This window comes from Stenotrophomonas sp. NRRL B-14846, assembly GCF_050473585.1.
GTDB lineage: Bacteria > Pseudomonadota > Gammaproteobacteria > Xanthomonadales > Xanthomonadaceae > Stenotrophomonas.
Genome location: NZ_JBFLUN010000022.1, coordinates 327,438 through 352,461, shown reverse-complemented (window position 1 = coordinate 352,461; position 25,024 = coordinate 327,438). Strand labels below are relative to the sequence as shown.

The 25,024-nt window shown below is 59.9% G+C and carries 21 protein-coding genes and 1 pseudogene; 4 read left to right on the top strand and 18 right to left on the bottom strand.

Annotation, left to right across the window (positions count from 1 at the left end):
- Positions 1–12: 12 nt before the first annotated feature.
- From AB1281_RS03770 to AB1281_RS03750, 5 genes are all read right to left on the bottom strand, one after another.
- Positions 13–2,253, bottom strand: coding sequence for a Mov34/MPN/PAD-1 family protein (locus AB1281_RS03770; protein ID WP_430345095.1), 2,241 nt, complete (start codon positions 2,251–2,253; stop codon positions 13–15).
- Positions 2,250–3,410, bottom strand: a complete 1,161-nt coding sequence (locus AB1281_RS03765; protein ID WP_430345094.1) for a hypothetical protein — start codon at positions 3,408–3,410, stop codon at positions 2,250–2,252. The genes AB1281_RS03770 and AB1281_RS03765 overlap by 4 nt, the downstream gene beginning before the upstream one ends.
- 822 nt (positions 3,411–4,232) lie before the next feature.
- Complete coding sequence (locus tag AB1281_RS03760; protein WP_430345093.1) at positions 4,233–5,993, bottom strand: AAA family ATPase; 1,761 nt, start codon at positions 5,991–5,993, stop codon at positions 4,233–4,235.
- A 228-nt stretch (positions 5,994–6,221) separates the two neighbouring features.
- Positions 6,222–7,214 carry an aldo/keto reductase gene (locus tag AB1281_RS03755; RefSeq protein ID WP_313508375.1) on the bottom strand — a complete coding sequence of 331 codons (993 nt, stop codon included), beginning with the start codon at positions 7,212–7,214 and terminating at the stop codon, positions 6,222–6,224.
- 10 nt (positions 7,215–7,224) lie between these two features.
- A complete protein-coding gene (locus tag AB1281_RS03750; protein WP_430345092.1) occupies positions 7,225–7,797 on the bottom strand; it encodes a flavodoxin in 573 nt (190 codons plus the stop codon).
- Positions 7,798–7,871: 74 nt separating this feature from the next.
- Here AB1281_RS03750 and AB1281_RS03745 point away from each other — a divergent pair, with 74 nt between their 5' ends.
- Positions 7,872–8,765, top strand: coding sequence for a LysR family transcriptional regulator (locus tag AB1281_RS03745; RefSeq protein WP_135968499.1), 894 nt, complete (start codon positions 7,872–7,874; stop codon positions 8,763–8,765).
- A gap of 12 nt (positions 8,766–8,777) precedes the next feature.
- On the opposite strand, the gene AB1281_RS03740 is transcribed toward AB1281_RS03745, so the two are convergent.
- From AB1281_RS03740 to AB1281_RS03725, 4 genes and pseudogenes are all read right to left on the bottom strand, one after another.
- Positions 8,778–9,467, bottom strand: coding sequence for a carboxymuconolactone decarboxylase family protein (locus tag AB1281_RS03740; protein WP_430346970.1), 690 nt, complete (start codon positions 9,465–9,467; stop codon positions 8,778–8,780).
- A pseudogene (locus AB1281_RS03735) lies at positions 9,444–9,932 on the bottom strand ((R)-mandelonitrile lyase); the annotation flags it as partial. The gene AB1281_RS03740 and the pseudogene AB1281_RS03735, both read right to left, overlap by 24 nt.
- Entirely contained in the window at positions 9,929–10,987 is a 1,059-nt protein-coding gene (locus AB1281_RS03730) for an alpha/beta hydrolase (protein ID WP_430345091.1), read from the bottom strand. The pseudogene AB1281_RS03735 and the gene AB1281_RS03730, both read right to left, overlap by 4 nt.
- A gap of 163 nt (positions 10,988–11,150) precedes the next feature.
- The gene (locus AB1281_RS03725) at positions 11,151–12,245 is read right to left on the bottom strand and encodes an alpha/beta hydrolase (protein ID WP_430345090.1); all 1,095 of its coding nucleotides are present in this window, start codon (positions 12,243–12,245) and stop codon (positions 11,151–11,153) included.
- Between the two features lie 1,060 nt (positions 12,246–13,305).
- Between AB1281_RS03725 and AB1281_RS03720 the strand changes: the two genes are divergently transcribed.
- The gene (locus AB1281_RS03720; protein ID WP_226053577.1) at positions 13,306–13,497 is read left to right on the top strand and encodes a hypothetical protein; all 192 of its coding nucleotides are present in this window, start codon (positions 13,306–13,308) and stop codon (positions 13,495–13,497) included.
- Positions 13,498–13,542: 45 nt separating this feature from the next.
- Here the strand turns inward: AB1281_RS03720 and AB1281_RS03715 are convergent, their stop codons facing one another.
- Together AB1281_RS03715 and AB1281_RS03710 are read right to left on the bottom strand one after the other, a co-directional pair.
- On the bottom strand, positions 13,543–13,971 hold the full coding sequence (locus AB1281_RS03715) for a BLUF domain-containing protein (RefSeq protein WP_135968495.1): 429 nt from the start codon (positions 13,969–13,971) through the stop codon (positions 13,543–13,545).
- Positions 13,972–14,145: 174 nt separating this feature from the next.
- The gene (locus AB1281_RS03710; RefSeq protein ID WP_313508386.1) at positions 14,146–14,760 is read right to left on the bottom strand and encodes a hypothetical protein; all 615 of its coding nucleotides are present in this window, start codon (positions 14,758–14,760) and stop codon (positions 14,146–14,148) included.
- 62 nt (positions 14,761–14,822) lie between these two features.
- Here AB1281_RS03710 and AB1281_RS03705 point away from each other — a divergent pair, with 62 nt between their 5' ends.
- A complete protein-coding gene (locus AB1281_RS03705) occupies positions 14,823–15,098 on the top strand; it encodes a hypothetical protein (RefSeq protein WP_313508388.1) in 276 nt (91 codons plus the stop codon).
- 157 nt (positions 15,099–15,255) lie between these two features.
- Here the strand turns inward: AB1281_RS03705 and AB1281_RS03700 are convergent, their stop codons facing one another.
- The 7 genes from AB1281_RS03700 to AB1281_RS03670 form a co-directional block, all read right to left on the bottom strand.
- A complete protein-coding gene (locus AB1281_RS03700) occupies positions 15,256–15,555 on the bottom strand; it encodes a hypothetical protein (protein ID WP_293793958.1) in 300 nt (99 codons plus the stop codon).
- 590 nt (positions 15,556–16,145) lie between these two features.
- The gene (locus tag AB1281_RS03695) at positions 16,146–16,364 is read right to left on the bottom strand and encodes a hypothetical protein (protein WP_430345089.1); all 219 of its coding nucleotides are present in this window, start codon (positions 16,362–16,364) and stop codon (positions 16,146–16,148) included.
- A 1,366-nt stretch (positions 16,365–17,730) separates the two neighbouring features.
- Entirely contained in the window at positions 17,731–18,144 is a 414-nt protein-coding gene (locus AB1281_RS03690) for a hypothetical protein (RefSeq protein ID WP_430345088.1), read from the bottom strand.
- 28 nt (positions 18,145–18,172) lie between these two features.
- On the bottom strand, positions 18,173–20,119 hold the full coding sequence (locus tag AB1281_RS03685; protein WP_430345087.1) for a hypothetical protein: 1,947 nt from the start codon (positions 20,117–20,119) through the stop codon (positions 18,173–18,175).
- The gene (locus AB1281_RS03680) at positions 20,116–21,669 is read right to left on the bottom strand and encodes a hypothetical protein (protein ID WP_430345086.1); all 1,554 of its coding nucleotides are present in this window, start codon (positions 21,667–21,669) and stop codon (positions 20,116–20,118) included. Before AB1281_RS03680 ends, AB1281_RS03685 begins: the two co-directional genes overlap by 4 nt.
- Positions 21,653–22,888: a tyrosine-type recombinase/integrase gene (locus tag AB1281_RS03675; RefSeq protein ID WP_430345085.1), complete on the bottom strand. Its 1,236-nt coding sequence runs from the start codon at positions 22,886–22,888 to the stop codon at positions 21,653–21,655. The genes AB1281_RS03680 and AB1281_RS03675 overlap by 17 nt, the downstream gene beginning before the upstream one ends.
- A 163-nt stretch (positions 22,889–23,051) precedes the next feature.
- Positions 23,052–23,627 carry a single-stranded DNA-binding protein gene (locus AB1281_RS03670; RefSeq protein ID WP_049443850.1) on the bottom strand — a complete coding sequence of 192 codons (576 nt, stop codon included), beginning with the start codon at positions 23,625–23,627 and terminating at the stop codon, positions 23,052–23,054.
- Between the two features lie 294 nt (positions 23,628–23,921).
- Between AB1281_RS03670 and AB1281_RS03665 the strand changes: the two genes are divergently transcribed.
- Entirely contained in the window at positions 23,922–24,953 is a 1,032-nt protein-coding gene (locus AB1281_RS03665; protein ID WP_430345084.1) for a LacI family DNA-binding transcriptional regulator, read from the top strand.
- Positions 24,954–25,024 lie beyond the last annotated feature (71 nt).

Below are 25,024 nucleotides of genomic sequence, written 5' to 3'. Positions count from 1 at the left end.
TTGGACGGGACGTCACGGGCGCACCTCGGCTTGAACAACACCTATCTCAGCGCTGCCTACGATCACCTGAACCACCGGCAGCCCCTCTTCGCTCATACCCACTGCCAACTGAGCGACCTGGATCAGGTCATCTCGACTTGGAGTGGCAGGATACCCGTCTGGGTGGCTATGCCACTCGCCTACGTACCCAACAATACCCGCGGTCCTCTTACGAGCCTCGGCGACAAGGTCTAGAAGCCCCTCGGTTCCACGCTCAAAGGATGCCGGCGTACCCCTGCTGTCTTTTGGCGCTGGCAAGGCGTCTACGATTACCAACAAGTTCTGGGTGAAGTCGTGATAGCCGAGGAGGATGCCTCCAGTTTCATTAGGCAGCGACTGATGGCGAAGCTCACGAAGATGGTCATGAAGCCCCTCGTCCATGTAGACGTCCAGGCCGTCCACTGTCTTATGTACGCGCCGTTCGAATAGCGCCAAGGAGATAGCATCAGTACGGCCATCAGTTTCTCGCTGCCAGATCACTGCCGCTGCTGCATCTGACCTAATGTGTGTAGGAATGCTCTCGGCGAACTGGCACGCATGGATCATAACGCTCGAGTACGGAAGGACCATTGACAGATCGCGACACGATGCGCCGCTCCAGAAGAGGCCACGGTGACCGTCAAGGTGCTTTCTGCCCCATTCAGAGCGAATAATTGCACGGTAGTACTGCGCCTCGATCGTGCGCAGGCACCTGGTCTTAGCGGTGTCCTCCAGCAACATGACGCCCGACCTGCCATTGGGGGTCACAAAGACACTTGCGTGCCTTGCCCTACCTTCGTTGGCAGAACTCGCTCTGGGGTAACCGAGGTCCGCAGTTGCGTCCACCACCAATTCGGAAGCATCCAGAGCTCGCCCCACCTCAGGATTGATGCTCGACATGACATCGGCCTCTATACCAGTTAACGCGACGGCACCACGAGTTATGGCCTCAACAAGCCTCGATACCGCCAGCACCTTGGGTTGCCCAATCTGAAAATTGAGCGCCGAGTGGCGAGCCAGATTGTGGGGGCGGATGTGGTCCTTATCGATCACCGTCCACGTACCCCACCCAGATCTGATCCAAAGCTCGATCAGGGCACTTCCGAGAGAGCCGGCGCCCACCACCGTGCCTTTCGGCCCAGAATCGGAATGACCGGACTGTGAGCGCGCCCGTTCTGCGCTGTTCTCCCACAGAACAGTGACAGGGTCGAGGCCGATGGTCTCCCAGCCGGCCGCCTTTTCACCGTCAAGCAGGCCCGCTGAGGTGTAGAAGCGCCCGTCCAGGTCAAAGAGTGCACCCAATTGCACCCCGACCTTCAGGGCACCACCATGAAGGAAGAAGGCACGATAGCTAACGCCCTCGACACGGCCCGTGGACGCCCTCCTTAACGGAATAGAGAGCAGCACAAGCAGACTTGCCGGCTCCTCTTTCAGAGACAAACCCTGCTCGGGAAAACCCTGCTGCATTGCTAGACGCAGAGGCCCCAAGAGGTTCGCCCCCCTCCGAGTCATGAGGTCATTCAGTTCGCCAAGCGAGTGCGGATCCCATTCAATCTCGCCGCTTTCAACAGGCTCAAGATCAATCTTGACCAATCTCGCCAGCACACCTTGATCAGCGTCCAGGTGGTTAGCGATGCGCATGGTGGTGCCATTGTCCGCGCGCCGAACTCCGCTGACATGGAGAGGTTTTCCTTCAGAAGTGAGATCGGCGATATCCCACGGAATGACCAGTTCGTGCTTGGACTCGAAGAAGAGGGTGTCTAGGGGCTGATCTGCAAGGTGCAGCTCCCCCTTAGCGTTCTTCTCCAACCACCACAGGATTCGTGCCAGGAACGAAGGAGCGGTCCATGTCCGCGCCACCACGCTCATAGGCTCGTAGTACAGGCACAGCTGGGCGGGCCCAAGTGCTGAGACGCTGTTCTGATGCGCCAGTCTTGGGAAGTCCTTTCGCATCACCCAGACCGCCGTTCCGATGGTGCCGTCCCGCGGAACCACGATGAGCATCCTCTCCCTGAAGCGGAGCCCATACTTGTTGTGCCTCGGGACACCATGGCACTCAACATCAACCATGAGGTATACGACGTTTGTTTCCTCATCCTTTCGACCCCGCATCACATCGATGAGCACAAAGTCGCGGTTCGAGTTGATGGCGGCGATCATCGCGTGTGTACGCGATGAGGCCTGCGAGCGATCTTCAAGCTGAATCAAGTCGAGTTGGAAGTAGTCCGAACTCATGCGCCCGCCCGGGAAGGGCTGGAGGCAACGATGGCGGCCGAGCCGAGTGAGGCTGCGGCCTTTTCCCAGGTGACCCCTGCAGCAGCGACGTTAAAGACAATTGGCTGAGGCTTGTAGCCGTTCGGCTCCTCCATCGTGACCAGGAAGGATCGGCCGTCGACGTTCTTCAGATACTTCTCGTATGTCTTCCTAGCCTGAATGTGGGGCGGCTGAACCCGTTCGTAAGCTTCATTGGTGTCCGGGACAGGCAAACTGCAGCTGACGATGTATGAGTCAGGCTTGCCCATCTTCAGCAGCTCAGCGACCTTCTCACAGGGCGTTGTCTCTTCGTCACCTTTTTCGTCGCTAAGCGCGCGGTAACTGCAGTGGTGCGGGATGTTGAACAGGTCCCAGGCAAGCCGGTCGTCGTTCTTGTGGTACTTGGTGATGTCCACGATCTTCTCCAGATCGCAGTACTCGGCATCGCCCACTTCAAGGTAATCGTACGTGAGCCCGTCGGCCTGCAACCTGACGTTGAAAACCAACGCCGCAGAATTGCGAATGAAGTCTCCGTCGTCGCAGTGCTCAATGAACGGCGAATGGCAGAAGAACTCGACGTTGTCCTGCGCCAAGGTGAAACCAGGAACCAGCGTACCAGCATCAACGAACAGGTGGTCCCGCGCAGACAAGGCCTCTCCACGATCCTTCAGCTTCGGCTCAAGCCAATCAGCGAGGGCCTGCGGCTTGGAGAACACGAGAATTCCCTTGCCTTCGAGAAGACGATGTCGCGCTTCTTGCCTGAGAAGAACGAACTCTTCGGACTGCTGATCTTGAGTAGCCTCCTCTAGCAACATCGCGGCGGGCACCCAGAGTTCGTCGATCTTGATTCGCCCTTCGCCGTGGTATCGCTTGGCGTGCTCCAGCCAGAAGAAATCGGTGCTTCCCTGGATGTGGTCGTTATCAGCGTGGGTGAATGCGACGACATCAAAGCTGTCCCTGTCGGCCTTCTCAAGGTCCTTCTTCAGAGTCGCTTTCAGGTCGATCTCAGGGGTCGACTCTTCTTCGGAGCATTCCTTGTGCCGGAAATCGAAGAGAACGCGTTTGCCGTTGTCCAGAATGATCTGGGTCGTGTCCCCGTTGCCCACCGGGTAAAAAATCACTTGGTGCTTTGTAGCCATAGCGAAGTCCCCCTCGAAGTTGATCCATCAAGCTCAGATTGCTACTGATCCGTCGCGCCAGGCGAGACGGATAGCAGCCGGCCACTACCGTTCAGCCTTTATGAGACTTTGTGATGACCGTCACTCTTTTCAAGGGGGCGGAAGTAGGTCGACAGCGCAGCCGCCAAAAGGAAAAATTCCTTTCAGTTCAATTTGTTATGATTCATACATCCTGACGCGGTCGCAGCAGCTCTTCGCTGAGCCCTCAAGTAGTCTCGAAAGTGCCAATCAGATAGAGCTTCCCCGCGAGGCCGTTCACGTATCCAGGGTCCGGGACGTGCCATTTTGCATCGCAGCGCTGAATGCTGATTTTTTCAGTCTCACCATCCGGCCGCCAAGGGCTATCAAATCCGATCACTGGAGCTAGGGTCACCTCCACGCAGTCGAACGAGCGCCAGTTGGCGCAGGTGCTCGGTGGCCAAAGTCACGCAGAGCATCTGCAACCCAAGACCGCCCATGCAAGGCGATCAACGTTAGCGTGGTGTCTCAGGGGGCGGTTGCCGCCCTTCCACCAAGCATCACAGACACCTTGGCCCTCGCAGTGCTCACGGACTGAAGCCACGCCTCAACTCGCCCACTGCACATCAGCGCAAGCGCGGCTTCGCCGCCAAACAGCGCAGCTTGGTTGGGGCGTCGGATCCACCCATCGGCCCGCTGCTGGTCGCAGAACACGGAATGTAGCGCCGCATAAATGCCGATCACATAGCTACCCCGTTCGAGCGTGTTAGGTCACCGATCTCCAACCATGCCAGTCACGAGCTGCGGGGGCTGGCACTTGTGCTGCTACTGGTGGTCGAAGAGAGGTGCAACCACGACTGCTTGATCCACTGGCGCTGCAGGAGGCCAAATGCGTCTCGCGATTTCCGCTATCGATTCGACTCGTAGCAGATGGCTGGGTAGGTATACCCTCGGGTTTGCGCCCAGCTCCGTCTGCAGGAGTGCATGCAATCGACCAAGGACGAGCTTTCCTCGTCGATATGCGGCCGGGTCGGCGTCGTAGTCTGCGGCTGCGCGAACGCCAATTGCTCCGTGATTCGGGCCGCCACCACCTTTTTGGCGCGCCCTGAAGGCCTCTTGCGTTCGCTGATTGATGATCGATTCAACTGACTTGTCGCGCGTTTCAGCAGTTGCCTGAGCAATCAATTCAACGATTCGCTCTACTGAAATTCCTGGATTTAGCGCGTGCAGATGTTCGGCGTTTAAGAAGTATCCCTCTACATCGCTCGCGTCCGTGAGCAAAGGCTGGATGTTCGCATCCCGAAGTCGTCGCTCAAATTTCCCGGACGCATCTTGCGACATGTAATCACGATCACGATGTACGGCTAGCGATACATGCGGCGCCTTATCTCTCAAGAAGCTCCCGAGAACAAGTGCGGCATCAGCCTTCGAACAGCCCGTGTAGGAGGCAACTTCAGTATCTTCTTCGACAAAGCCGTTACTCCACAAAATCGCACGCAAAGCATCTTGGTCACTATCTTCGGTAGCGACCACGCACTTGGTATGCCCATCGGCAAAATAATCTACCGAATCCAATGCACCCAGATCCAAAAGCACAGCCGTAGTATTGAGATCTTGGCTGTCTACCTTTTGCCCATTGCTGACCCAGGTCACCTTGCCTCGGCTTTGAAATGAGTCAAGCACATGACGAGAGTGAGTGCTGAGCAACACCTGAAAGCCCCGATCGGTCGCCATCTTGAAAACCAAGTCGCACAGTGCGCGCTGATTGTCGGGATGGAGATGTGAGTCTGGCTCGTCGAGGATAAGAATCTGCGGCTTAAAAAGCGAGATGTATGCCAGTATTTGGGACGCTTGTAAGACGGAGGTTCCGGCAGCATCAATCGGAAGGCGAGGGGCCCCGGGAAATTGGATATAGACTTCAATCGATTCATCAGTTTCTTCGTCGAAATCAATTTCAATATTGATGTCGGCGAAGATCGAGCGCATATCCCCAATGAAAGCAACCCACGCATTCTCATCTCGATGCAGCAATCGAAGCACATTGCGGAGGGTTAAGTTGGCATCACCACGCGCGACGATCCGACGAACGAGCCCGGGAGAAAGAAGCCGTTCATCTTTAGGGATGCCCGCGAGTCCGGGGGCATAAACAGTGAAAGGTTCGGCGAGACTCATGAGCTTCTCGCCGATAGCGCGACCGACGATTGAGACGGCGATGTTACGGTTCCGACCTCTGCGAAGACCCACGGTGCATCGAGCACCCGTATCATCTTCAAACTCAATCTCGATCTGACTAGGTCGCGGCTCCAGAAGTTCGCCTCCCGTTGCCAGCGACAATACATCCGAGACAGGCGAATAGAGGAGCTGAGCCGGGTTGATCGAAAGCTCAAATGCGTCTTGGCGCCATGCCAGTCCCTCACCGATTAATCGGGCGCTCTGAGCAATTGAGACTGCGAAATGTATGGCTTGCAGAATGCTGCTTTTCCCTGCGTTATTTGCGCCAATCAGCAAGGTCACATCGCCCAGCTCCAACTCTAGATGTTCGAGACGCTTGAAACGACGAATGGTGACGGTTTTAAGCTTAGGCATTCCATTCCCCCCGTAGAAGCACGCTCAAAGCTTACCCTTTCGCTATCCCCCTGAGCCAGTACGGCGACCCCTCCCCCTCCCGGCTTGGGCCTTTTCATACCTTCGCAACCCTTCTGCCTGCATAGCCCGGGGGCCTCCCTACCCCGGATAAATCTTCCTAATCCCTGCCCATGTCCGCTTTCGGCCAGAAGCGGACATCCGTCAAACCAGAAAAGTGGCGAGCCCCGACTACTTGCCGGTCATCTTCAACGCAGCCTCCGGCAGCCGAGCGCCACTGACCCGGATCTGTGCAACGTCCTCGCTGATGCGTGCCAAGTCGGCCTCGTCCAACATCAGATCCGTCGCGCCGAGATTCTCATCCAACCGGTGAAGCTTGGTCGTGCCCGGGATCGGTGAAATGTGCGAGCCCTGTGCCAGCAGCCACGCAAGGGCTACCTGTGCAGGCGTGCCCCCCTTCCCTGCGGCCACTGCCTTCACCACCTCCACCAAGGCCATGTTGGCCCGGCGTGATTCGGCGGAGAAGCGCGGCACCGCATTGCGGAAATCCGTTGCATCGAACTGCGTGTGCTCGTCGATCTTTCCGGTCAGGAACCCAGCGCCCAGCGGGCTGAAAGGAACGAAGCCGATGCCGAGTTCAGCAAGCAGCGGAAGCAGCGCCTGCTCCGGCTCGCGCCAGAACAGTGAGTACTCGCTCTGCACAGCCGTCAGCGGCTGCACTGCATGCGCCCTGCGGATTGTCTGCGTACCCGCTTCGGACAGGCCGAAATGCGCGACCTTGCCCTCTGCAATGAGCGCCTTCACGGTATCGGCAACCTCTTCGATGGGCACCGCCGGGTCAACACGGTGCTGGTACAGCAGGTCGATGCGTTCGCTACGCAGACGTTTCAGGCTGGCCTCGACGGCTGCGCGGATGTGCGCGGGCTGGCTGTTGGTGCCGGCACCGCGGGTACCGGTCATCGGGTCGATGTCGAAGCCGAACTTGGTGGCGATCACCACCTGGTCACGCACCGGCGCCAGAGCCTCGCCCACCAGCTCCTCGTTGGCAAAGGGGCCATAGGCTTCGGCGGTATCGAAGTGGGTGATGCCGCGCTCCACCGCTGTGCGGATCAGCGCGATCATCTCCTGCTTGTCGGCGGCCGGGCCATATGCCGAACTCATGCCCATGCAGCCCAGGCCGAGGGCGGAAACTTCAAGGCCCTGTCCAAGGGTACGGAGCTTCATCGTCGAATCCTCATTGGGCAGTGTGCGGAGTGGCCAACCAGGCGTTGACGCTCTCCATGGTTTTGCGCTCCTGGTCGGCCTGCATCACGAATGCCTCCAGGATGCGTGCGTTGGGCGCATGGCGGGCGAGCACGCGCAGACTGCTGCCCGCGCCGTAGCCGCCATGGGTGATGAACGGCACGATGGTCTTGCCACTCATGTCGTGCTGCGACAACAGCGATCGAATGATCGGCGGCGCGGTCTCGCCCCAGATTGGAAACCCCAGGTACACCGTGTCATAGCGATCAATGCCGGCAATACGCGTGTGCAGCGCAGGTTCCACATTGTCGTCACGCTCCTGCTGTGCCTTGGCCACCGTTTCCAGGTAGTCCGCCGGGTAGTCCACGGCAGGCTGTATCCCGAAAATGACACCGGCGACGACCCGGGTGTTGCCCGAGCGTGAGAAGCAGGCAACCAAGGTGCGTGCGTTTGATCGGCCTGCGGTCGTGCCCTCCTCCGGCGCTGTGGCGGAACATCCCAGCGGGAGCGCGGCCAGGGCGGTGATGACGGCCCGGCGACCAGAATTGGGGGTTGGAATCGTCATGGCGCCAATCTACGCCCCCAAAACACATTCTTGCAGAGGCATAATCGGATATCGCTTATATCCGGTGCGCATCAATGAGCGTCGAGAATTACGATCAGCTTGCCATGTTCGCCCTGGTGGCCCGCGAGCGCAGCTTTACCCGAGCCGCTGCCCAGCTGGGCATGTCCCAGCCCGCCCTGAGTCGATCGATGCGTCAACTGGAAGAACGCATCGGTGTGCGCCTGCTTGCCCGGACCACCCGCAGCGTTTCGCCGACCGAGGCCGGAGAACAGTTGCTGCGGGTGATTGCACCGCGTTTCGAGGAAATCGACAGTGAGCTTGCTCAGCTCAACGCGTACCGCGACAAACCGGCCGGCCGCCTTCGCATCACCGCAGGTGAACACGCTGCGCTGACCGTGATGCAGCCGGTGCTGGGCAAGCTGCTGCCGGCCAACCCCGATCTGAACATCGAAGTGATCGTCGACTACGGGTTGACCGATATCGTGGCCGAGGGCTTCGATGCCGGCATCCGCATGGGCGAGCAGGTGGCCAAGGACATGATCGCCGTGCGCGTTGGGCCGGACCTGCGCATGGCCGTGGTCGGATCGCCGACCTACTTCCAGCGTCATCCAAAGCCGAGATCACCGCACGACCTCACCCGGCATAACTGCATCACCATCCGCCTGCCAACCCATGGTGGGATTTTCGCGTGGGAGTTCGAGAAGAAAGGCCAGGAGCTGAAAGTGCGGGTGGAAGGCCAGCTGGTGTTCAACAACATCGCCCTGCGGCTGGGCGCTGCGCTGGAAGGCCTGGGGCTGGCGTACATGCCCGAGGATCTGGTGCGGCCCCATGTGCAGGCAGGCACCCTGGTCCATGTGCTGCAGGACTGGTGCCCCTCCTTCCCCGGCTACCACCTGTATTACCCCAGCCGCAGGCAGTCATCGCCTGCGTTCACCGTGTTGCGTGATGCGTTGCGTTATCGGGATTAAACAGCGTCATAGTCATGGCGGAAGAGCCGGGGCCTGTTCCAATGCCTGCACTGCACGGGCAGATGCGGCCGCATAGCCGCTATGTGCCAGCAGCTGGGCCAGGTGCTGCAACTGTGCGCGGCTGAGCCCCACGCGCTGGCTGGCCGCCATGTGTGAGCGCAACTGCGCCTCCACGCCAGGCATGACCGCCAGCGCGCCAACTGTTGCAAGTTCACGGCTCTGCCAGTCCAGGTTGTCGCGCTCGAAGATGTCGCCGAACAGATGTGTCTGCAGGAACTGGTTGATGATGGGCGCGAAGTCCATGACCGGGCCCGCCACCGGGGCACCGGAGATCCGCGTCTGGTTTGCGGTACCTACGGCGCGCAGTGCATCGCCTACCGGAGCCTTCCCGCTGGGCGGCTTCCCGGCTGCGGTGGCGATACCCTGCTCCTCGCGCTTGCGCACCACGTTCATCAGTTCGCCCAGGGCGTTGAGACTCTTTGGGAACCCCGCGTAGGCATACAGCTGCACGAGTACTTCCTTTGCCTCGCTCACGGTCAGGCCGGCATCCAGCCCCCGGCCCAACGCAGCGCTGAGCTGGGACATGTCACTGCTGGCCGCAGCGGCCGCAATCAGCGGGATCGCCTGTTGCCTGGGTGAAAGCGGACCGGCAACGGGCGCCTCGAAGCCTGCTGACGCTTCGCGGTACTGGTCTTCACTCACCTGCTCCAGCCAGGCCACCGATTTCCCATCTGCCACACCGGTTACCGCGAGATGGGTCATCGCGCTGTGCGGCGCAGCGCCGTGCCAATGCTTGACCCCGGCCGGGCACACCACAACATCCCCGGCATGTATCTGCTGCACCGGCTTGCCCCATTCCTGGGTCAGCCCAACGCCGGAGGTAACCACCAATCGCTGCCCTGCGGGGTGGGTGTGCCAGGCCGAACGCGCGCCCGGCTCGAAGCTGACGTATGCGGATGAGACCTGCACGTCCTTGTCCGCTGGGAACAGCGGATCCACGCGTACTTTGCCAACGAAGGTCTCTGCTGGACCGGCAACGGACGATTGTGTTCCCGACCGGGTGATCTGCTGCGTTAGCATTTCGCCGGCGCCGGCGAACGGTGCCGCCACGCTCAATGCAGCGCCCAACAGCGTAGTCTGCGCGGTCGATTTACGAGGCGCGGTCATGGCGCAAGCGTCCGGCCGTAGAACGTGGTCAGCGAGGCGACAGCAGCATCCACGTACTTCGGCACCCAGTAGGTCTCGATGTGCGTGGCCCCCTCCAGCAGCACCAGCTGCTTGTCGGTGGTACCGGTTGCCTTGGCGAAGGCATCCTGGGTCATGTACAGGCTGTCGGCCTTGCTGCCGGCAATCATCAGCAGCGGTTGGTCGATCAGTTCGATCTGGCTGGTGGCGTCCCAGCGCATCAGGTCCAGCAGGCTGCTGGTCGTGTAGCGGAAGGTGGAATTGGGATGGGCATGCGTCTTCCAGTAGTACTCATAGCCCTGCCGATACAGATCGAAGGGGAGCTTGGCGATCTGCTCGTCGCTGAGATTTGCATCGCCGGAGTAGAGCACTTCGCCGCCGGCGGCCTGCTGTGCGCGCGCCTGCGAAGCCTGCTGCAGGCGCTGCTGGACGGTGTCCAGCTGCGAGTCGGCATAACCATTGCGGCGCACTCGGCCAGAGTTGAACATGCTGATCGTGGCGACGGCCTTGAAGCGCTTGTCGGTCTGCGCGGCCGCCAGCGAGTAGCCGCCGCCACCACAGATGCCGAGCAAGCCCAGGCGCGAGGTGTCGACCCATGGGAATCGACTGATGAAGTCCGCCATGCCGTGGATGTCCTCGATGCGGTGGGCAGGCATGTCCACGCTACGCGGCTGGCCGCCGCTTGCCCCCTGATAGGCCGCATCGGCGGTAATGGCGATGTAGCCCTGCTCGGCCAGGCGCTGCGCGTACAGGCCGGCCACCTGTTCTTTGACCCCGCCATTGGGGTGGGCAACCACGATGGTCGGGTACTTCCGCGAAGCATCAAAATTGGCGGGGGTGTAGAAGTTTGCCGCGATCTCGATTCCATTCAGCGGATAGGACACCGAGTGGATGTTGACCTCACTGGGCACGTTGCGCGTGATCGCACCTTCGTAGGCCAGCTGGAAGGGGTTGAGCGCGTAGTCGGCAGCGAACGCGTTGCCTGCTGCCAAGCCAAGAGACATCGCCAACAGCGTGGCGCGCACGATGTGCTTCATTCAAGTGCTCCGGGTTTGTACGTTCCCCCTGCCGGCGCGTGTTGCGGGCCGACCTTGGCGGGGTTCAGGAGTAAACCTAACGCCCATGCACTCATTGAAACAGGGCATGAGCCGGATATCACTCATGCATGCATGATATGAATGATGCACGAGACGGTCCGGATCAACGATCCAGATGCTTCTTCTGCAGGAACTCACTCACCAGATCGGCGATCTGGACGTTGTTGAGGTCCGAGAACAGGAAGTGGCTGTTGCCAAGGATTCCCATCTCCGGAAGATGGATCAGGGTGACATCACCGCCCTGCCGATTGACGGCATCACGCCAGGCACGGGCCATTTCCAACCGAGCCCGCCAACTGTCCTGTGCCGGCAGGTCAACGGGCCTGTCAGGGATGTTGTCGCCATACAGCACCAGAATCGGGATCCGGGTCAGCGCCTTGAATTCCGCGGGCGAAACCAGCGCGGGAGCGACGGTATCGAACGCGCTGGAAATCGGTGCCGGCGCATCGTCCTTTGCGAACACGAAGCTGCTGCCAGGCTCGAACGCGACGATTGCGCGGACGTTGGGGCTTTTTATGGCCGTCATCCAGCCAGGACCGCCCGCCTGCGAATGGGTGAACAGAATCGCAGGCCCTGTCTTCTGCAGCACGGCGGCGCCCCCGTCCGACACTACGCCGAGGTCGAAGGGGCCGGTGTTGGGCGTGACCGAGCGGAAGAACTGGTCAAGCGCGGCCTCCCCTTTCGGGAACTGGCTGCCAGCGAAGTAGTTCGGCCAGAGGCCGATCCGGAACTGGTTGAACCACATCTGATCGTCTGCCACGGGCTTCAGCGTCGCCTCGACCATGCTTCGGCCGGCTTTGCCGCGCCGTGGCTGATCGATCAGGTAGGTAGCGAAACGACGCCGCAGGAACAGGTCCTGGAAGCCCTCACGCCCATCGGCGGTCGTCTCCCAGCTCTTGGAAGACTGGCCCGCACCGTGCCACATCACGATGGGCAACGGGCGAGCGTTCACCGGCTTTTGGTAGAAGGCATAGACGTGATCGCCGTGATAGCTCTGGCCATCCGGATTGGAGGGCTTCAACGGATCGAACGTGCCAGTTTCTTGCTTTGCCGTGCCACCCGCGAGGAAGCTTCCTTGCGAATCGATCTGTAGTGGCTCGTTGGCCATGGCCGTCGTGGTGTAGAGGGAAACCGCAATCCAGAGCAGTGTGGAGGGGAGGCCAGGCACCAGAGTGCGAAGGCGCGTGCGAGTCTGCATGGGTCACTCCGCGACAGATTGTCAGGGGAATCTACCCTCGGGGTCATCCTGGAAGAAGCGCGGAAGTGCATATGACCAATGCGTGGAAGTTATAAATGTCCACCTAGCGTGTGCCGGCGACCAGCGAACGGGGCACTTCGTGCTTCCAAGGCGTGTGCATATCTACTTTCGCTTGGAGGAGGGCGCATGCCCCACCTCTGAGAAATCTTCCTTATCCACGACTGACCTTGAATCTACTGCGACTCCGCAGAGATGAGAGACAAAGAGCGGACGAATTCTGACACTAGCCGGATTGCTGCAAATGACCTAGATCTCTCCAAGATCCTTGAGCAGGGGCTGCCCCTTACTGGCGGCAGCCTGAGCGGCGCCAGCGCTTCCTTGACCCGCCCTAGCTTCCTCGCTCCAGCCTCAGCCAAGCGGCTGAGCCTGTGGCACCTGCTCAGGTGTTGGCGGCAGGCCGGGCAACGGTTCGAGCGGCTCCAGCGGTGTCGCGTCCACCAGCCCCGCCATGGTCGCGCGCAGGCGCAACTTCGGGTAGAGCGTCGCTCACGCACCAGCGTCCGGCATAGCGCTTGTCCTGGGCGATGCTGGCCGCCCAAACGTCTTTGGTCTGCAACATCTTCCGGGGGGACAAGCACAAGCGCGCCCCATCTTCCTTGGCCGCTGAGACATTCCCCTTCTGCCGTTCCACCAAGGCACCCAGATCTCCCCCATCTGAACTCAGCCAGAGAGGATAGGTACGCTGCGGGAGCCTTCGTAGCCGTGCGATGGAAGCATGGCCGGAAGGATACGGCCGGCGGTCTCACGCCCTGCGACGGCGGCCGACGCTTCAGCTCAATGTGATAAAGGGTTCACTTTGAGTGGCGCACACTGCAACCTCGTGGCTCTTCTTCGGCGCAGAATCCTTTGCTCCCGTGTCCAGCCCTCAAATGGCACGGCTATGCACCCTCCCAACGCCTTCAGGATCCATACGATCCTTCCTCTGCTTGCGCTCAATGGGGCGATCATCCGCTTGGAACAGGTGCGGACAACATGTAAAAACTGCGGACTGAGATCCTCAATGGCCGAGGACGCAGGCTTTCAAACCGATCCCAAGGGCACCACGCTTACATGCCCGGCTTGTGGAGCCACAGGGTTGATGGACGAAATGGAGATCTGGCACCACTGGCTTGAACAGTGCCGCCGCGAGCGATTGCTGGCGCTCTTCGATCCAAAGCCGGATGATCCACTCGACATTGAGGGCCCAAAATGAACGATGGCATCTCCGGTACGCCATTCGATGCAGGCGCAGCGCTGCTTATGCAACCTCGGCGAATGATTCGGCCAGTGCCACCAGCATCTCCATCGCGGTGGCTGGGCCATCTTGTTTGCCTCCCCGCTGCAGGAAGGAAGTCCAGTCCGCCCGCACCAACTGCACCAGCTCCGGCGGCGACAGGGGGATGCAACGCATCGGCCAGTACGGAAGCCTGCGCTGCCCCACCCTCCCTCTAGCTAGTTCGATCAACTCGCCATGGCTTGACGCGCCCGCCGCTCTGGAGAACGAGACGTCCAAGCCATCCGGCGGCCCCTCCATGTACGCCAGAAATCGCCTGCCGTCGTACAGCGTGACGCCGCTGACGCCCGCGTTTCTGTTGAATCGAGCCGCGTCCGCCATGATCGCAGCCAAATGTTCCGCAGCCAGGTGTGGTGAGGCCTCACTGACGAAAACAACAGCCCTGTTGGGCATGGCACTCTCCGGCTCCTCGGGGAGACCGAGCGTAGATCCGACATCGTAAGCACCGCGTAGAGGCCGCCAAATCGACGTCAAAGTTCGCCCCCGCCGCTACACACCCCGGGTACAGCCGGCCAGGCCACCCTCAGGCCATGTGCGTCCGATTCGCCCAACACTCTCCGAGCCAGATCAGATTGCCCCTAGGTCCTTGACCACGGCCTGCCCGTTCTGCAGGAACCCAGCCAGCAGCCGACCGCCCGCCACCTGCCGGCCCATCTGCCCATTAAGGTAGCTGGCCTGGAGGCGCGCATGGGCCATTAAGTCGGTCTGGGACATGCTCGGCGTCACCGCCTGGAGCGGTTCGCCGGGCGATGCCAGCTGCCCGCCGATTGGCTGGACTCGGGTCGGGCACTGACTGTCGCTCTTGGCATACGCCGTGGCCATCATTCGCCCGTTCTTCGGCGACCAGCCGCCCAGCACCAACTCTGTCCCGAGCTGCTCTAGCGGCAGGCCTGCCTCGGCCGCTGCCTTCTGGTAGTTCGGCCATAGTTGGTCCACCACCAACCCCAGCTCGGCGGAAAGCTGTTCCATCGTGAAGTCCGCGCGGAAGCTGGCTTGCAGCGTTAGCTCGTAGATGCGGAGGAAGAACTGCGTGGAGCCGCGAGTGGCCAGCGCCAGATTGTGCTGAGGGATCAGAAGCAGCTTCGCCCCCGCGGAATGCGCTCCTGTTCGGGCGTCCTCTGCCAAGGTATCCACGGCGACGACAAGGTGGTCACGAGTGAGCAGAACGTTGAGGATGCTCATAGCGGGCTCGTCTAGATGTCCGCAAACTATCCCCTGCCCGCCCCCCGCCTGTCGAGACTGCCATGTCGACCGAAATCACGGAAATCCTCGATCGCCTCCACGCCTGCGAGGCAGGACTTGAGATGCACCGCGGCTACCTAAAGGCGATGGAGTATGCGTTGCGAATCTGCGTACTGACCCACCCTGCACCCAACGACCTCTCCGACGCATGGCATCAGCTTCTGCCAAACATTGTGGCAAAACACCGGGGCGACAGCAGCGATCTCTTCGCCGCAGCATTCGAACAATCGTTGACGGTTCTGACCGAGCAAATTGGTGCGCCAGATAGCTCTTCATAGGCTACGACCACTTTCTCGGAGATGGTAGCTTGGCGCCGCTTGCCGCTTAGTCAGCGCTCTTCAACCGCCTGGATAGGCACACGCAGGCGTTCGAGGACGGCAGCGAATCCACAAAAAGGGATCTGATGATGGTCCCTCAGCCTTGGAAGCGCCCCCCTCAGCCGTCGGCTGGATGTCTCCCAGCCAAGCTCCCCATCGTGAATGCATACCCGGCTTCTTCCAGAAGTGCTCTCATGCGCAGCTCCACACGACGGGGGGAGCGCAGTCCATTTGGTGCATAGAGAGCATATACGTAGCCAGCGCCGTCAATGATCTCGCGGCGGACTGCGCACTCGGTTGATTCAGTAGCTTCGCACCAGACAGACATTAGCCTGGCCGGGCTGATCGACTGCCCATTGCGAAGTCGGAAGAAGAGCCAGCGCACACCTGGCGGTTGAGCTGAATCTACTCTAGCCATTGCGAGCCCCGGATTCGTCTGGATAGATCACTGAGAACTTCAGGATCCAGGCGAGGGCGCTCATCTTTCGAGGAACGTGGCAGATCTATACGCTCACTGCCGTTCACTAGAGCGGGAAGATCTGACTGCAGATCAATCCACCACTCGGAAGGAAGCCGGAGCCCAGTACCCGTTCGATCGTAGATGCATATCGGGAAATTCATAGCGTTGCTCCTAGATGTACCGAGCATACGCTTGCGCAATGTCAGGCCTGAATGCGACTGCTACAAGGCTGACGCATCAACTCTCTTTGCACATATGAACACGTGTGCTTCGTCCCGCTGAACTTTCAGGAACGACTCAAGCCAGCAAAGAGCAGCGCCCCGATTCGCAATCAGCGTTCCCAACTTTTCCGTCAGGCACCGCGCACACTCCATTCCTCCAGGGCTTTCCCCTTGGCAGGTCCGGCACTGAGCCATCGTCGTAGTGGTAACCGGGCGCGATTGATACATGATCTTGGTCATCAAGTTCACAGCTTGAGCGTGGGATGACATTTCAGCGATCCTGTTGATACGGAAGGAGCCGCGCTTGGCGCGGCCACCCCTTATGCATCAACGACGATCGTCGCGATCGACACTGACCTTTTGGGCCTGACCAGGGCCTGGCTGCCCAGGCTCAGTGCCGTTCGGCTGCTGCTGTTGCTGCCCTTGCTTTCCGGCCGAATCCTCACCGCCGAGATCCTTCCCGTCTGTTTGGCCCTGCTGACCCGGATGCTTCTTATCGGCATCTGAGTTGCGACTGTCGCTCTGGTTCTGGGAAGTGTTGTTCATGTCTTACTCCGATGCAGCCATCTGCTGCCACCCCACAATGGCCCCCAGCCTGTTACGCAGCCGTGCCCAATTGGCACCAGTATGAACAAGCGCCATGAACAGGTCGCCGATTCTAAGGGTGTACAGTGCAGCTCTAAGAGGAGAAGAACATGGAACGCAAGAGGAACAAGGATTTCGTTGACGTCGAAAGTGAACTCACGCATTGGGGATTGGCATTCAACTCTGGTGCGCTACCCGCCATTAGCTTCCGCCATGAAGTTGACCCGGTCATCCGGCTCGCATGTGACATCTACATCAGAGACCCGCACGGAACACGCGCAGAATGGCTGGACGACCTCGAGGGCAGACTTGCGGCCCGATCCAGCTTGCGTGGTCACCCTGGTGCAGCGGAGATCGCAGGCCAATGCTGGTCGCGTCTCTCTTGCTCCTAGGAGTTTTCTTCCCGCGAGGCTGCGTCGTTCCCTTCTCGCATGAGCTGATCATTCAGCACGTGAACGATGGACATGACCGCATCGGCGAGCGCTCTTGAGTCGCTGATTGACCCGTAAAAATAGATCCTGGAGCCTTCAACCCGGACATCTGCCAAGGAGAGCTGAGACGCCAGCGCCTCGCACTTCCTTATGAAAAGTTCTGTCCAGCGGGCACCCGGCGCAAGATCCAATAGCGCAACGATAGCCTCATCAGTCGAAGAATCTACGCGCTCATGTAGATGTGGGACATCGAAACCGACGATTCTTGGGAGCATGGGGGTGCTCAATAGGGGATCCTCTAGCTTATGGGTGATTTGAGTATATCCACGATACGCCTACCCACAGTCCAGCCAAGCCTATGTCCATTACGTGTATCCAACTCGTCGAGCTACGCAGCCGGTCACCCAAGCAGCATCACAGGGCGCGATGACGGGCATCTTTGCCCAGCAGTCGATGCTGGCCCGGGAGCAGTGATTGGAGATAAGTATCGCCGCTGTGGCGCGCGGCGAAGGGGGGCGTGTGCCTCCAGTATTCGACTCCATGGTAAGACGGTACTACCCTCGATAAACATCCCTAATCCTAAAGTTGGATAGCAGTTCCCCTACCCTACCCGCTGGGCCAAGGTCCGCTCTCGGCCAATAGCGGACATACCTGCGCAAGCCAGCCGCACTTGGCAGACCCTGCCGGCGCACGCCCTTATGCTGGGCACCTCGCGGAACCAGGCCCGCTCGAGCGGCAAGCTCGGACCGTCGTTGCTACCGGTGCTCAGCTCACCCGCTGAAGTGCCTGAAAGCCCTGCCGTCCCTTATGAAACTCCCAGCGAAGCGCTTACTCACCCCGAGATTACATTGCGCTAGATGCAGAATACAGTCTAGCGGCCGAGCCGCCACATCCCTCTAACGATTAGAACCAGAAGCGTTCTTTTTGCTCCCAAAGATGCTGGCCACTCTCCGGTCCGGTGGCGCAACAGGCCTATAGAGTTCCTCCGGATCAATACCGATCCGCTTGGCATTCGCCTCAATCAACGCGAGCCGCGCAAGAAGAGAGTGAACCTGCTTTTCCAGCTTATCCACTTCCAAGGTTGCTGCGTCGACACGTTCTTCAAGAGATCTCCGCCTAGTGTCTCGGCTACGCTTTGCGTCCCGTGCAGCTCTCTTGTCGGCAGCAGCGATTACAGCATCAAGTCCATACTTCTTTAGCACCCGGCGATCATGGCCAATCGACTTCGCAACTGCCAGCGTCGATAGAGGCATTTCGCCATAGGGAAGCACCACTGCATCCGCGACATACTTGGCAACCTTCTCGGTCACTTGAGCTTCTATCGATGGCCTAGCCATGTTAATCCAAAGGCCTATATTTCGAGGAATCGTGCTCGAACGGGGCAACGATGGCAGAATCAACTTTTGGCGGTGTCGCTAGAATGATACGCAACCCCTCATCGGTCGCTTTAAGTTCATCTACCCACTCAGCGACAAGCAACCCGGCCCCTGCTTTCTGAGCAGCCTCAGCATCCTGGAGCGCTCTTTCGTTCCGTCGCTGAAGCTCAACCAATCGCTGCCGCTGCAAAGCATCGCTCGTGTCGAACAAGTATGAACCACACCGCTTTACGCAGTTCATAGCACTGGGGCACGGGGAAGCATTGAAATCGTGAACACAGAAGCCCAAATGGGTCACATGAACAGCTTGGACCACCGTCTCAAGAAAGATATCGCGTTCGTCGGTCGCAAGAGAAAAGTACATCGTAGCAATGTCCCCCTTAAGTCGACCGGCCCGTACTTGCTCTCTGAGCCTACGGAGGCGCTCTTCCGAAGTCAGGTGCTTGTACGCCAGGAGATCCCCCTCATGCGCCCTGCGCTGCCACCGCACAAGATACGTGTCGGCGATCCCTGCTCCTGATGCCTTGGAGGTGACATAGTGACGGATCTGATGCGAATTTAAGTTGATTGCACGACCATCCTTCTCTAATAGACCCAACCTCTCAAAGATTGATTTCAACCCGTTCCCATGACCTCCAAGGAAAGTGCCAACTTGCTGTTGACGGATCAATGAGACCATCAGCGGATTAATTGCCTTCTCGGCATGCCCCGCATTCTTGAAGCAGATGAACAGCGCCTCATCCAAGGGAAGCCATGTCCCGTCAGCACGCCTTGTCACGCCACGAATGGATTCTTGAAAGTTCTTCTCACGAAGCGTCTGCAAATAGCACTGAAGCGATGACCGGTTGAACACGGTGACCTTGGCAACCGGATCCTTCCTCGTCTCGACATGTTTGGATAGGTACATCGCGCCCTGCCCTCCAAGCAAATCGCCGATCTCGCGAGCAGTTAACCAATCCTTCTCCATCGCCCAGTTCGGCAGAGGGAACTGATGCGGAGACGCAACCAATTCCTTCGCGCGGACCCTCGCATCGCGAGTTAGCTCCAATGCTCGGCGTACCGCTTCCTGCGCCAGAGCTGCTTGTCCGCCGCTTAAAGGGATCTTCTCCTCAATCGTCCCATGCCCCTTCGCTTTGAAGTAGAAGAGGAAGTCTCTCCCTCCCTCTTTTCGGACGGGATCCGTTGTGAGCTGAAGCGGTTCAATGACGCGCAGACCTGTGGCGAACATCAGTGCCGGAATACAGGACACCAGTTGCTCAAATGGACTAAGCGCATATTTCCCAGCAAAAATTTCTGCCAATGCCGTGATCGCTTCTTCGCTGGGAAGCAATGACAACCTCGCCTCCTGCCCAGCTAGCGTCATTCGATCAGCGCTCTCCTGCCGAGGAGTGCGGAAATCAGGCGATACGCCCGCGATCACGCCCGCCTCGGCGAGTCCTGTCAGCATTACTTGCAGGTCCACGCACCGACGATAGACGCTGCTTGGCTTCATGCCAGACTCGAGCATCATGTCTTCTGCTCGCTCTGCATCCTCCTTCCCTAAGCTCTCCCATTTGAACAGCTCACCATGGCCGCCAAGACGTACCTCAAGTGCCTCCCATAGCCAGCGCGCTGCGGTCGACCTGTTGTACAGCGTCCCAGGCTCCTTCCCGCAAATGGCCAAGTAAGCCTTGACCACCTCCGCGAATCGATCCGGCAGATTATTTCTGCATTGTCTATTTGCAATGCCCGCGAACAACAGCGAGACACTGCCGTCCCCCGAACCGGACTTCTTCAAATGTCGAATGTTCCATGAGGGAGCGGCGAAGTCCTGCCCGGGAAACCTGACCGCAAATGCGGCCCTCCCTCGTTCGAGGTAGGCACGCTCCACTGGAGACAATAGCGTCGCAACTGCCCTAACACGCTTCATGATCCACGCTCCTCAGCAATCTGCCGTTCCAAGTCGCGAATGGCTTGGATGGTCAACACCAACTCCCCCCCGATCCTGTCATCAGCGCGATCATCGAACCTGCTGCGCGCCATTGCCTCAAGCGCATCACCCACCGCCTTGTGATCCACCTCCCGAAACGCCGCAAACTTTGGGCATCGATAGCAGGTGATCGGGGGAGCCAACTTACAGATCCCGGACCGTTGTACATCGTGGCCGCAGGCGCCAAGCCCCATTTGCAGAATGGGCGCTTCAGGAAGCTGAGGAAACACACCAGGAACCACTCTTCGCTCTAGCCCCTCATATGGCGAAACATCCGCGGCGCCAGCAAGCTTTCCTTGAAATCGATTCAGGTGATTTCCGAATGCCTTTTCCAGGCGTTCCTCGATCTGGTCCATGACGGTTCCAGCTGCATCGAAGTACACCTCTACGTTCTGCAGATCTACGTGAAACAGCAGATGCGCAATATCGAAGCGCGAGGCACCATCTCTTGCAGCCTCAGTTGCCAGCGTGTAGCGGAATCTGGAAGGATTTGCCTTTAGGAGATCACCGGTTCGAGGCGAGACGATACCCACCTCATCGACCCAGCCTTGCAGCAGGTAGCCCAGGTCCTTACTCGACGTATCCGGGTCCAACCACCAACAAAGCGGCGTTGTTTCGTCGTACAGCGACGGCTTGAGCTTGTCCAGCCTTTCGCCAAGCAAGGTACTGATGGGGCGATCCTCCTCGACCCGGTGTTCCCCCTGCTCTTTAGCGCGAGGGATTGACAGCACATAGCGCACCAATGCTCTTGTTTCACCCAACTCAACGACGTTGGCTTCAAACCGACGCAACCCTGACCACCGCGTTCGCAGCACTTGGATCGGGCGCAGGCCCAGCTCCTGAAACAGCTGGGCAATGATCACCCCCTTCGGATCGCCAGCCCCCCGCTTCAGTGCTTGGTCCAGAATCTCCACTTCTTCGGGCGTGAAGCTACCCTCCTCAGGATTGGAGCCAAGCACCTTGCGACCCTTCATATTTCCGGGCGCCTTCATGCCCTTCAACTGCAGTGCGAGTAGAGGATCGAAGTCCGTCAGCCTGGCGACGTGTGCTCCCCACGCGTAGATCGCGCGAAGATGGGCGAAGTCATTCCCACCGACTCCTTGTGGTGATTCCAGTCCGTACGAGAGAAGCGTTTGAAAATCTGCGATCCTCAGCGTTGACCAATCAACCTGGCGATCTCGAGATCTCTGGCTCCAGTATCTAACAGCTCTTGAAACCGCAAAGGCTATGTTCGCTAGGCTCCAAGCCAAGTAGGTTCTCGCCTTCCTAGCGACAAATCGTTTCACTATTTCGATGAAGCGAGTAGACGCAACTCCCATCAGCGGCCTGAAATCAATTGAAACGTATCCCCCACCATCGCTGTTGGCACGCAACCACCAGATATCACCTTGCGTACTCAGCTCCTGCCGATCCTTGGTCAACACTGTTTCTGGCAGCTCGGGCAAGTCGCTCAACTGCTCTGCGAGAAAGCGGTCAGGTGTTGGAGTCATTCCCCAACTCCATATCGAACCGTGCATTGCGCTTTCGGAGGTAGGCATTGCCGCGCTTCTTAAGCGCATTCTTAATGTAAGTGAAGGGCGTGTTCGATGTGGGCGCCCAGCCCCCCATCTCGCGCAGCATTCCGAGCACTACTTCCGATGAATCCGGACTGCCCAGATACTGCTCCAGCAGATCGTCCGCAACCTCTTCGGCCCAGGTGTGTCGCAGCACGTGCCAGCTCATTCGACGCGAAAGGCGTCCATTGACGGTCTTCCAGATGGCATCCAAGCTCGAACCGGAAATCGGTGTACCTTCCTCAGTCACGAGCAGATAGGGCGTTCGCGCTCCACGCCGACCACCGTCACGGAGAAGAGTGTGGTTGTACTGGCGAATAGCCAGCGCCAGTACATTGGAGATGGGAAGCTCGCGTTCAACGGTTTTCACTTTCGGACGGTTAGCGCTGGTGCGTGTATCCAACACATCCTGAGGTCGCCGAACCACTGCGATGCACGGCCCTTCCACGTTGCGCACATCATCCGTACGCAATTTCCCAACTTCACCACGCCGAAGGCCTGAGTTCCGCGCAAGGAGAGCCCCGATCCAGTTTCTCAACCGGGTTTTCGGATGCCAAGGGTTATGATCGGGGAAGCGTAGCGGCGTCTCGTAGCGCCCATCCTTGCGCCTGATTGGACCGATCAGCTCCCACAGAGCAACATCATCGCCGGCAGCAAGAGGCTCGATTCGCTTTCCACGAGACCTGAAGGCACGCAAGTCCGAGAATGTCAGCCGAAGCTGCTCGTCGTAGAGTGTCAGTTCCGACGGGGGCACATAGCCTTTCCCCCCTCGATCCATTGGTTTTGCAAGCCAACGCAAGAAGCGTTCAATGTTGGGCACGCATTGACCGATCGTGGCCAGTGCCCGGACGCCGGGGGTATCCCCTTGCCCTACTCTCAAGTACTCGATCAGCCGATCAAGATCATTTGCCGTCAATCGATGGCCGTCAGCGAACAGGTCGTCCAGCGATGCATTCAACCGGTCCTCGCAGAACGTGTAGAGCAAGGCCACTGCACGCAGGCCATCCGCTAACGTCTTTTCACTGACCGCATTTCGTCGCGAGCGCATCACCCATCGCAAGGCCAAGCGCGGAGGTAATCCAGTGCGCTCATCCACCAGCGTGGGCACAAGCTCCTGCTCTTGCGGGCTCGCTGCCGGCAAGGTCACATTGACCACTCGGAAACGTGGTGCTGTCGCGCCAGTCAACCGCACAGCCGGTCCTTTTATGAACAGCTTGGTCTAGATAGAAATCTACCAGCAAACTCTGGCAAAAAAAAATGGCAGGAAACCGAAGTTCCCTGCCACCTTAGTAAATGTACAACGGGCACTACATAGTGACCTAGAACGGAATATCGTCGTCAGCGAAGTCGTCCATCGGCGGCGCCTGCTGCGGCTGCGGACGCTGGTTGCCACCCTGGTTGCCGTAACCGCCGCCCTGGTTGCCGCCCTGGTTGCCATAGCCACCGCCCTGGCCGCCACGCTGGCCACCGCCGCCGCCGTACTCCTGACGCGGCGCCTGCTGGCGCTGCGGACGATCGCCGCCGTAGTTGCCACCACCGCCGCCACCGCCGCCGCCTTCACCGCGGCCGCCCAGCATCTGCATTTCATCGGCGATGATGTCGGTGGAGTACTTCTCCACGCCGTCCTGGCCGGTGTACTTGTCGTAGCGCAGGCTGCCTTCGACGTAGACCGAGCTGCCCTTGCGCAGGTACTCGCCGGCGATCTCGCCGAGCTTGCCGAAGAACACCACGCGGTGCCATTCGGTGCGCTCCTGCTGGTTGCCATCCTTGTCCTTGCGGACGCTGGTGGTGGCCAGGCTGATGCGGGTGATCGCCATGCCGCCCTGGGTGTACTTCACGTCCGGGTCGTTGCCGAGATTGCCGACCAGGATGACTTTGTTGATGCCGCGCGCCATAGGTACCTTCGTCCGTTGTCCAGGGGCAGACCGCCAGTGATAGCACAGCCCCGGCCGGGGGTGCAGTACGCTGGGCCGCCCCTGTTGAAATTTGGGGGAGTGCGAGAACGACGCATCTTAGCATTGCCGCCGCCATCCGCCCGGCCGGAAGACCCCGGCGGCACCGGAGGTTTGGGCTGATTTCCTTGTCCGGCAATGACTTACCCTCGCCTCGGCGGACATCGGGAAGGGCATCCGCGTCAGCCCATGGCATCATGCCCGGGCACCTTCCACCCTGCCCCCTTCCGCGTGCCCATGACCATCAAAGGCAAAGCCACCTCCCTGGACATCGCCCACCTGGCCGGGGTCTCCCAGCCGACCGTGTCGCGCGCCCTGCGTGGCAGCCCGATGGTCAACGCCGAGACCCGCGAGCGCATCCTGCGCATCGCCCGCGAGCTGAACTACAAGGTCGACAAGAACGCCTCCAGCCTGCGCCTGCGCAATGCCGGCACGCTGGCCCTGCTGTTCTTCGAGGACCCGACCAACGACGACTCGCTGATCAACCCGTTCTTCCATTCAATGCTGGGCTCGATCACCCGCGCCTGCGCCCTGCACGGTCAGGACCTGCTGGTCTCGTTCCAGCAGTTGTCCACCGACTGGCAGGCCGATTACGAGGACAGCAACAAGGCCGACGGCATCATCCTGCTCGGCTACGGTGATTACCACGAATCGCGCGACCGCCTGCAGCGGCTGGTCGAACAGGGCACGCATTTCGTGCGCTGGGGCGCCGCCCTCCCCGGCCAGCCTGGTGTCTCGATCGGCAGCGACAACTTCCAGGGCGGGCACGACATCACCACCCACCTGCTGCAGCAGGGCTGCCGCCGCATCGCCTTCCTCGGCCATGCGTCCAGCCACTACCCCGAATTCCAGGAACGCTACCGCGGCCATGTCGCGGCCCTGCAGGAACACGGCCTGGCTGCGGAGCCGGCGCTGCAGCACGACGCAATCACCACTGAAGCCTCCGGCCAGGAGGCCTGCCAGGCGCTGCTGGCGCGCGGCGAACCGATCGACGCGATCTGCGCGGCCAGCGACCTGATTGCCATCGGCGCGATGCGCGCCCTGCGCGAGGCCGGCCGACGAGTGCCGCAGGACGTGGCAGTAACCGGCTTCGACGACATCCCGCTGGCGGCTTCGGTGTCCCCGGCGCTGACCACTGTGCAGCAGGACACCAAGCAGGCCGGCCAGCTGCTGGTGGAGCGCCTGCTGGCACTGATCGGCCGGCAGCCGGTGGACAGCCAGAGCATCCCGGTGAAGCTGGTGGTGCGGGAATCGTCGCAGTGCGGGTAGGCACCCGCAGGGCCGGTGCGCCGGCCAACGCACGACGGCCGGATTCTCCCCCCATGACCAACGGCGGATGC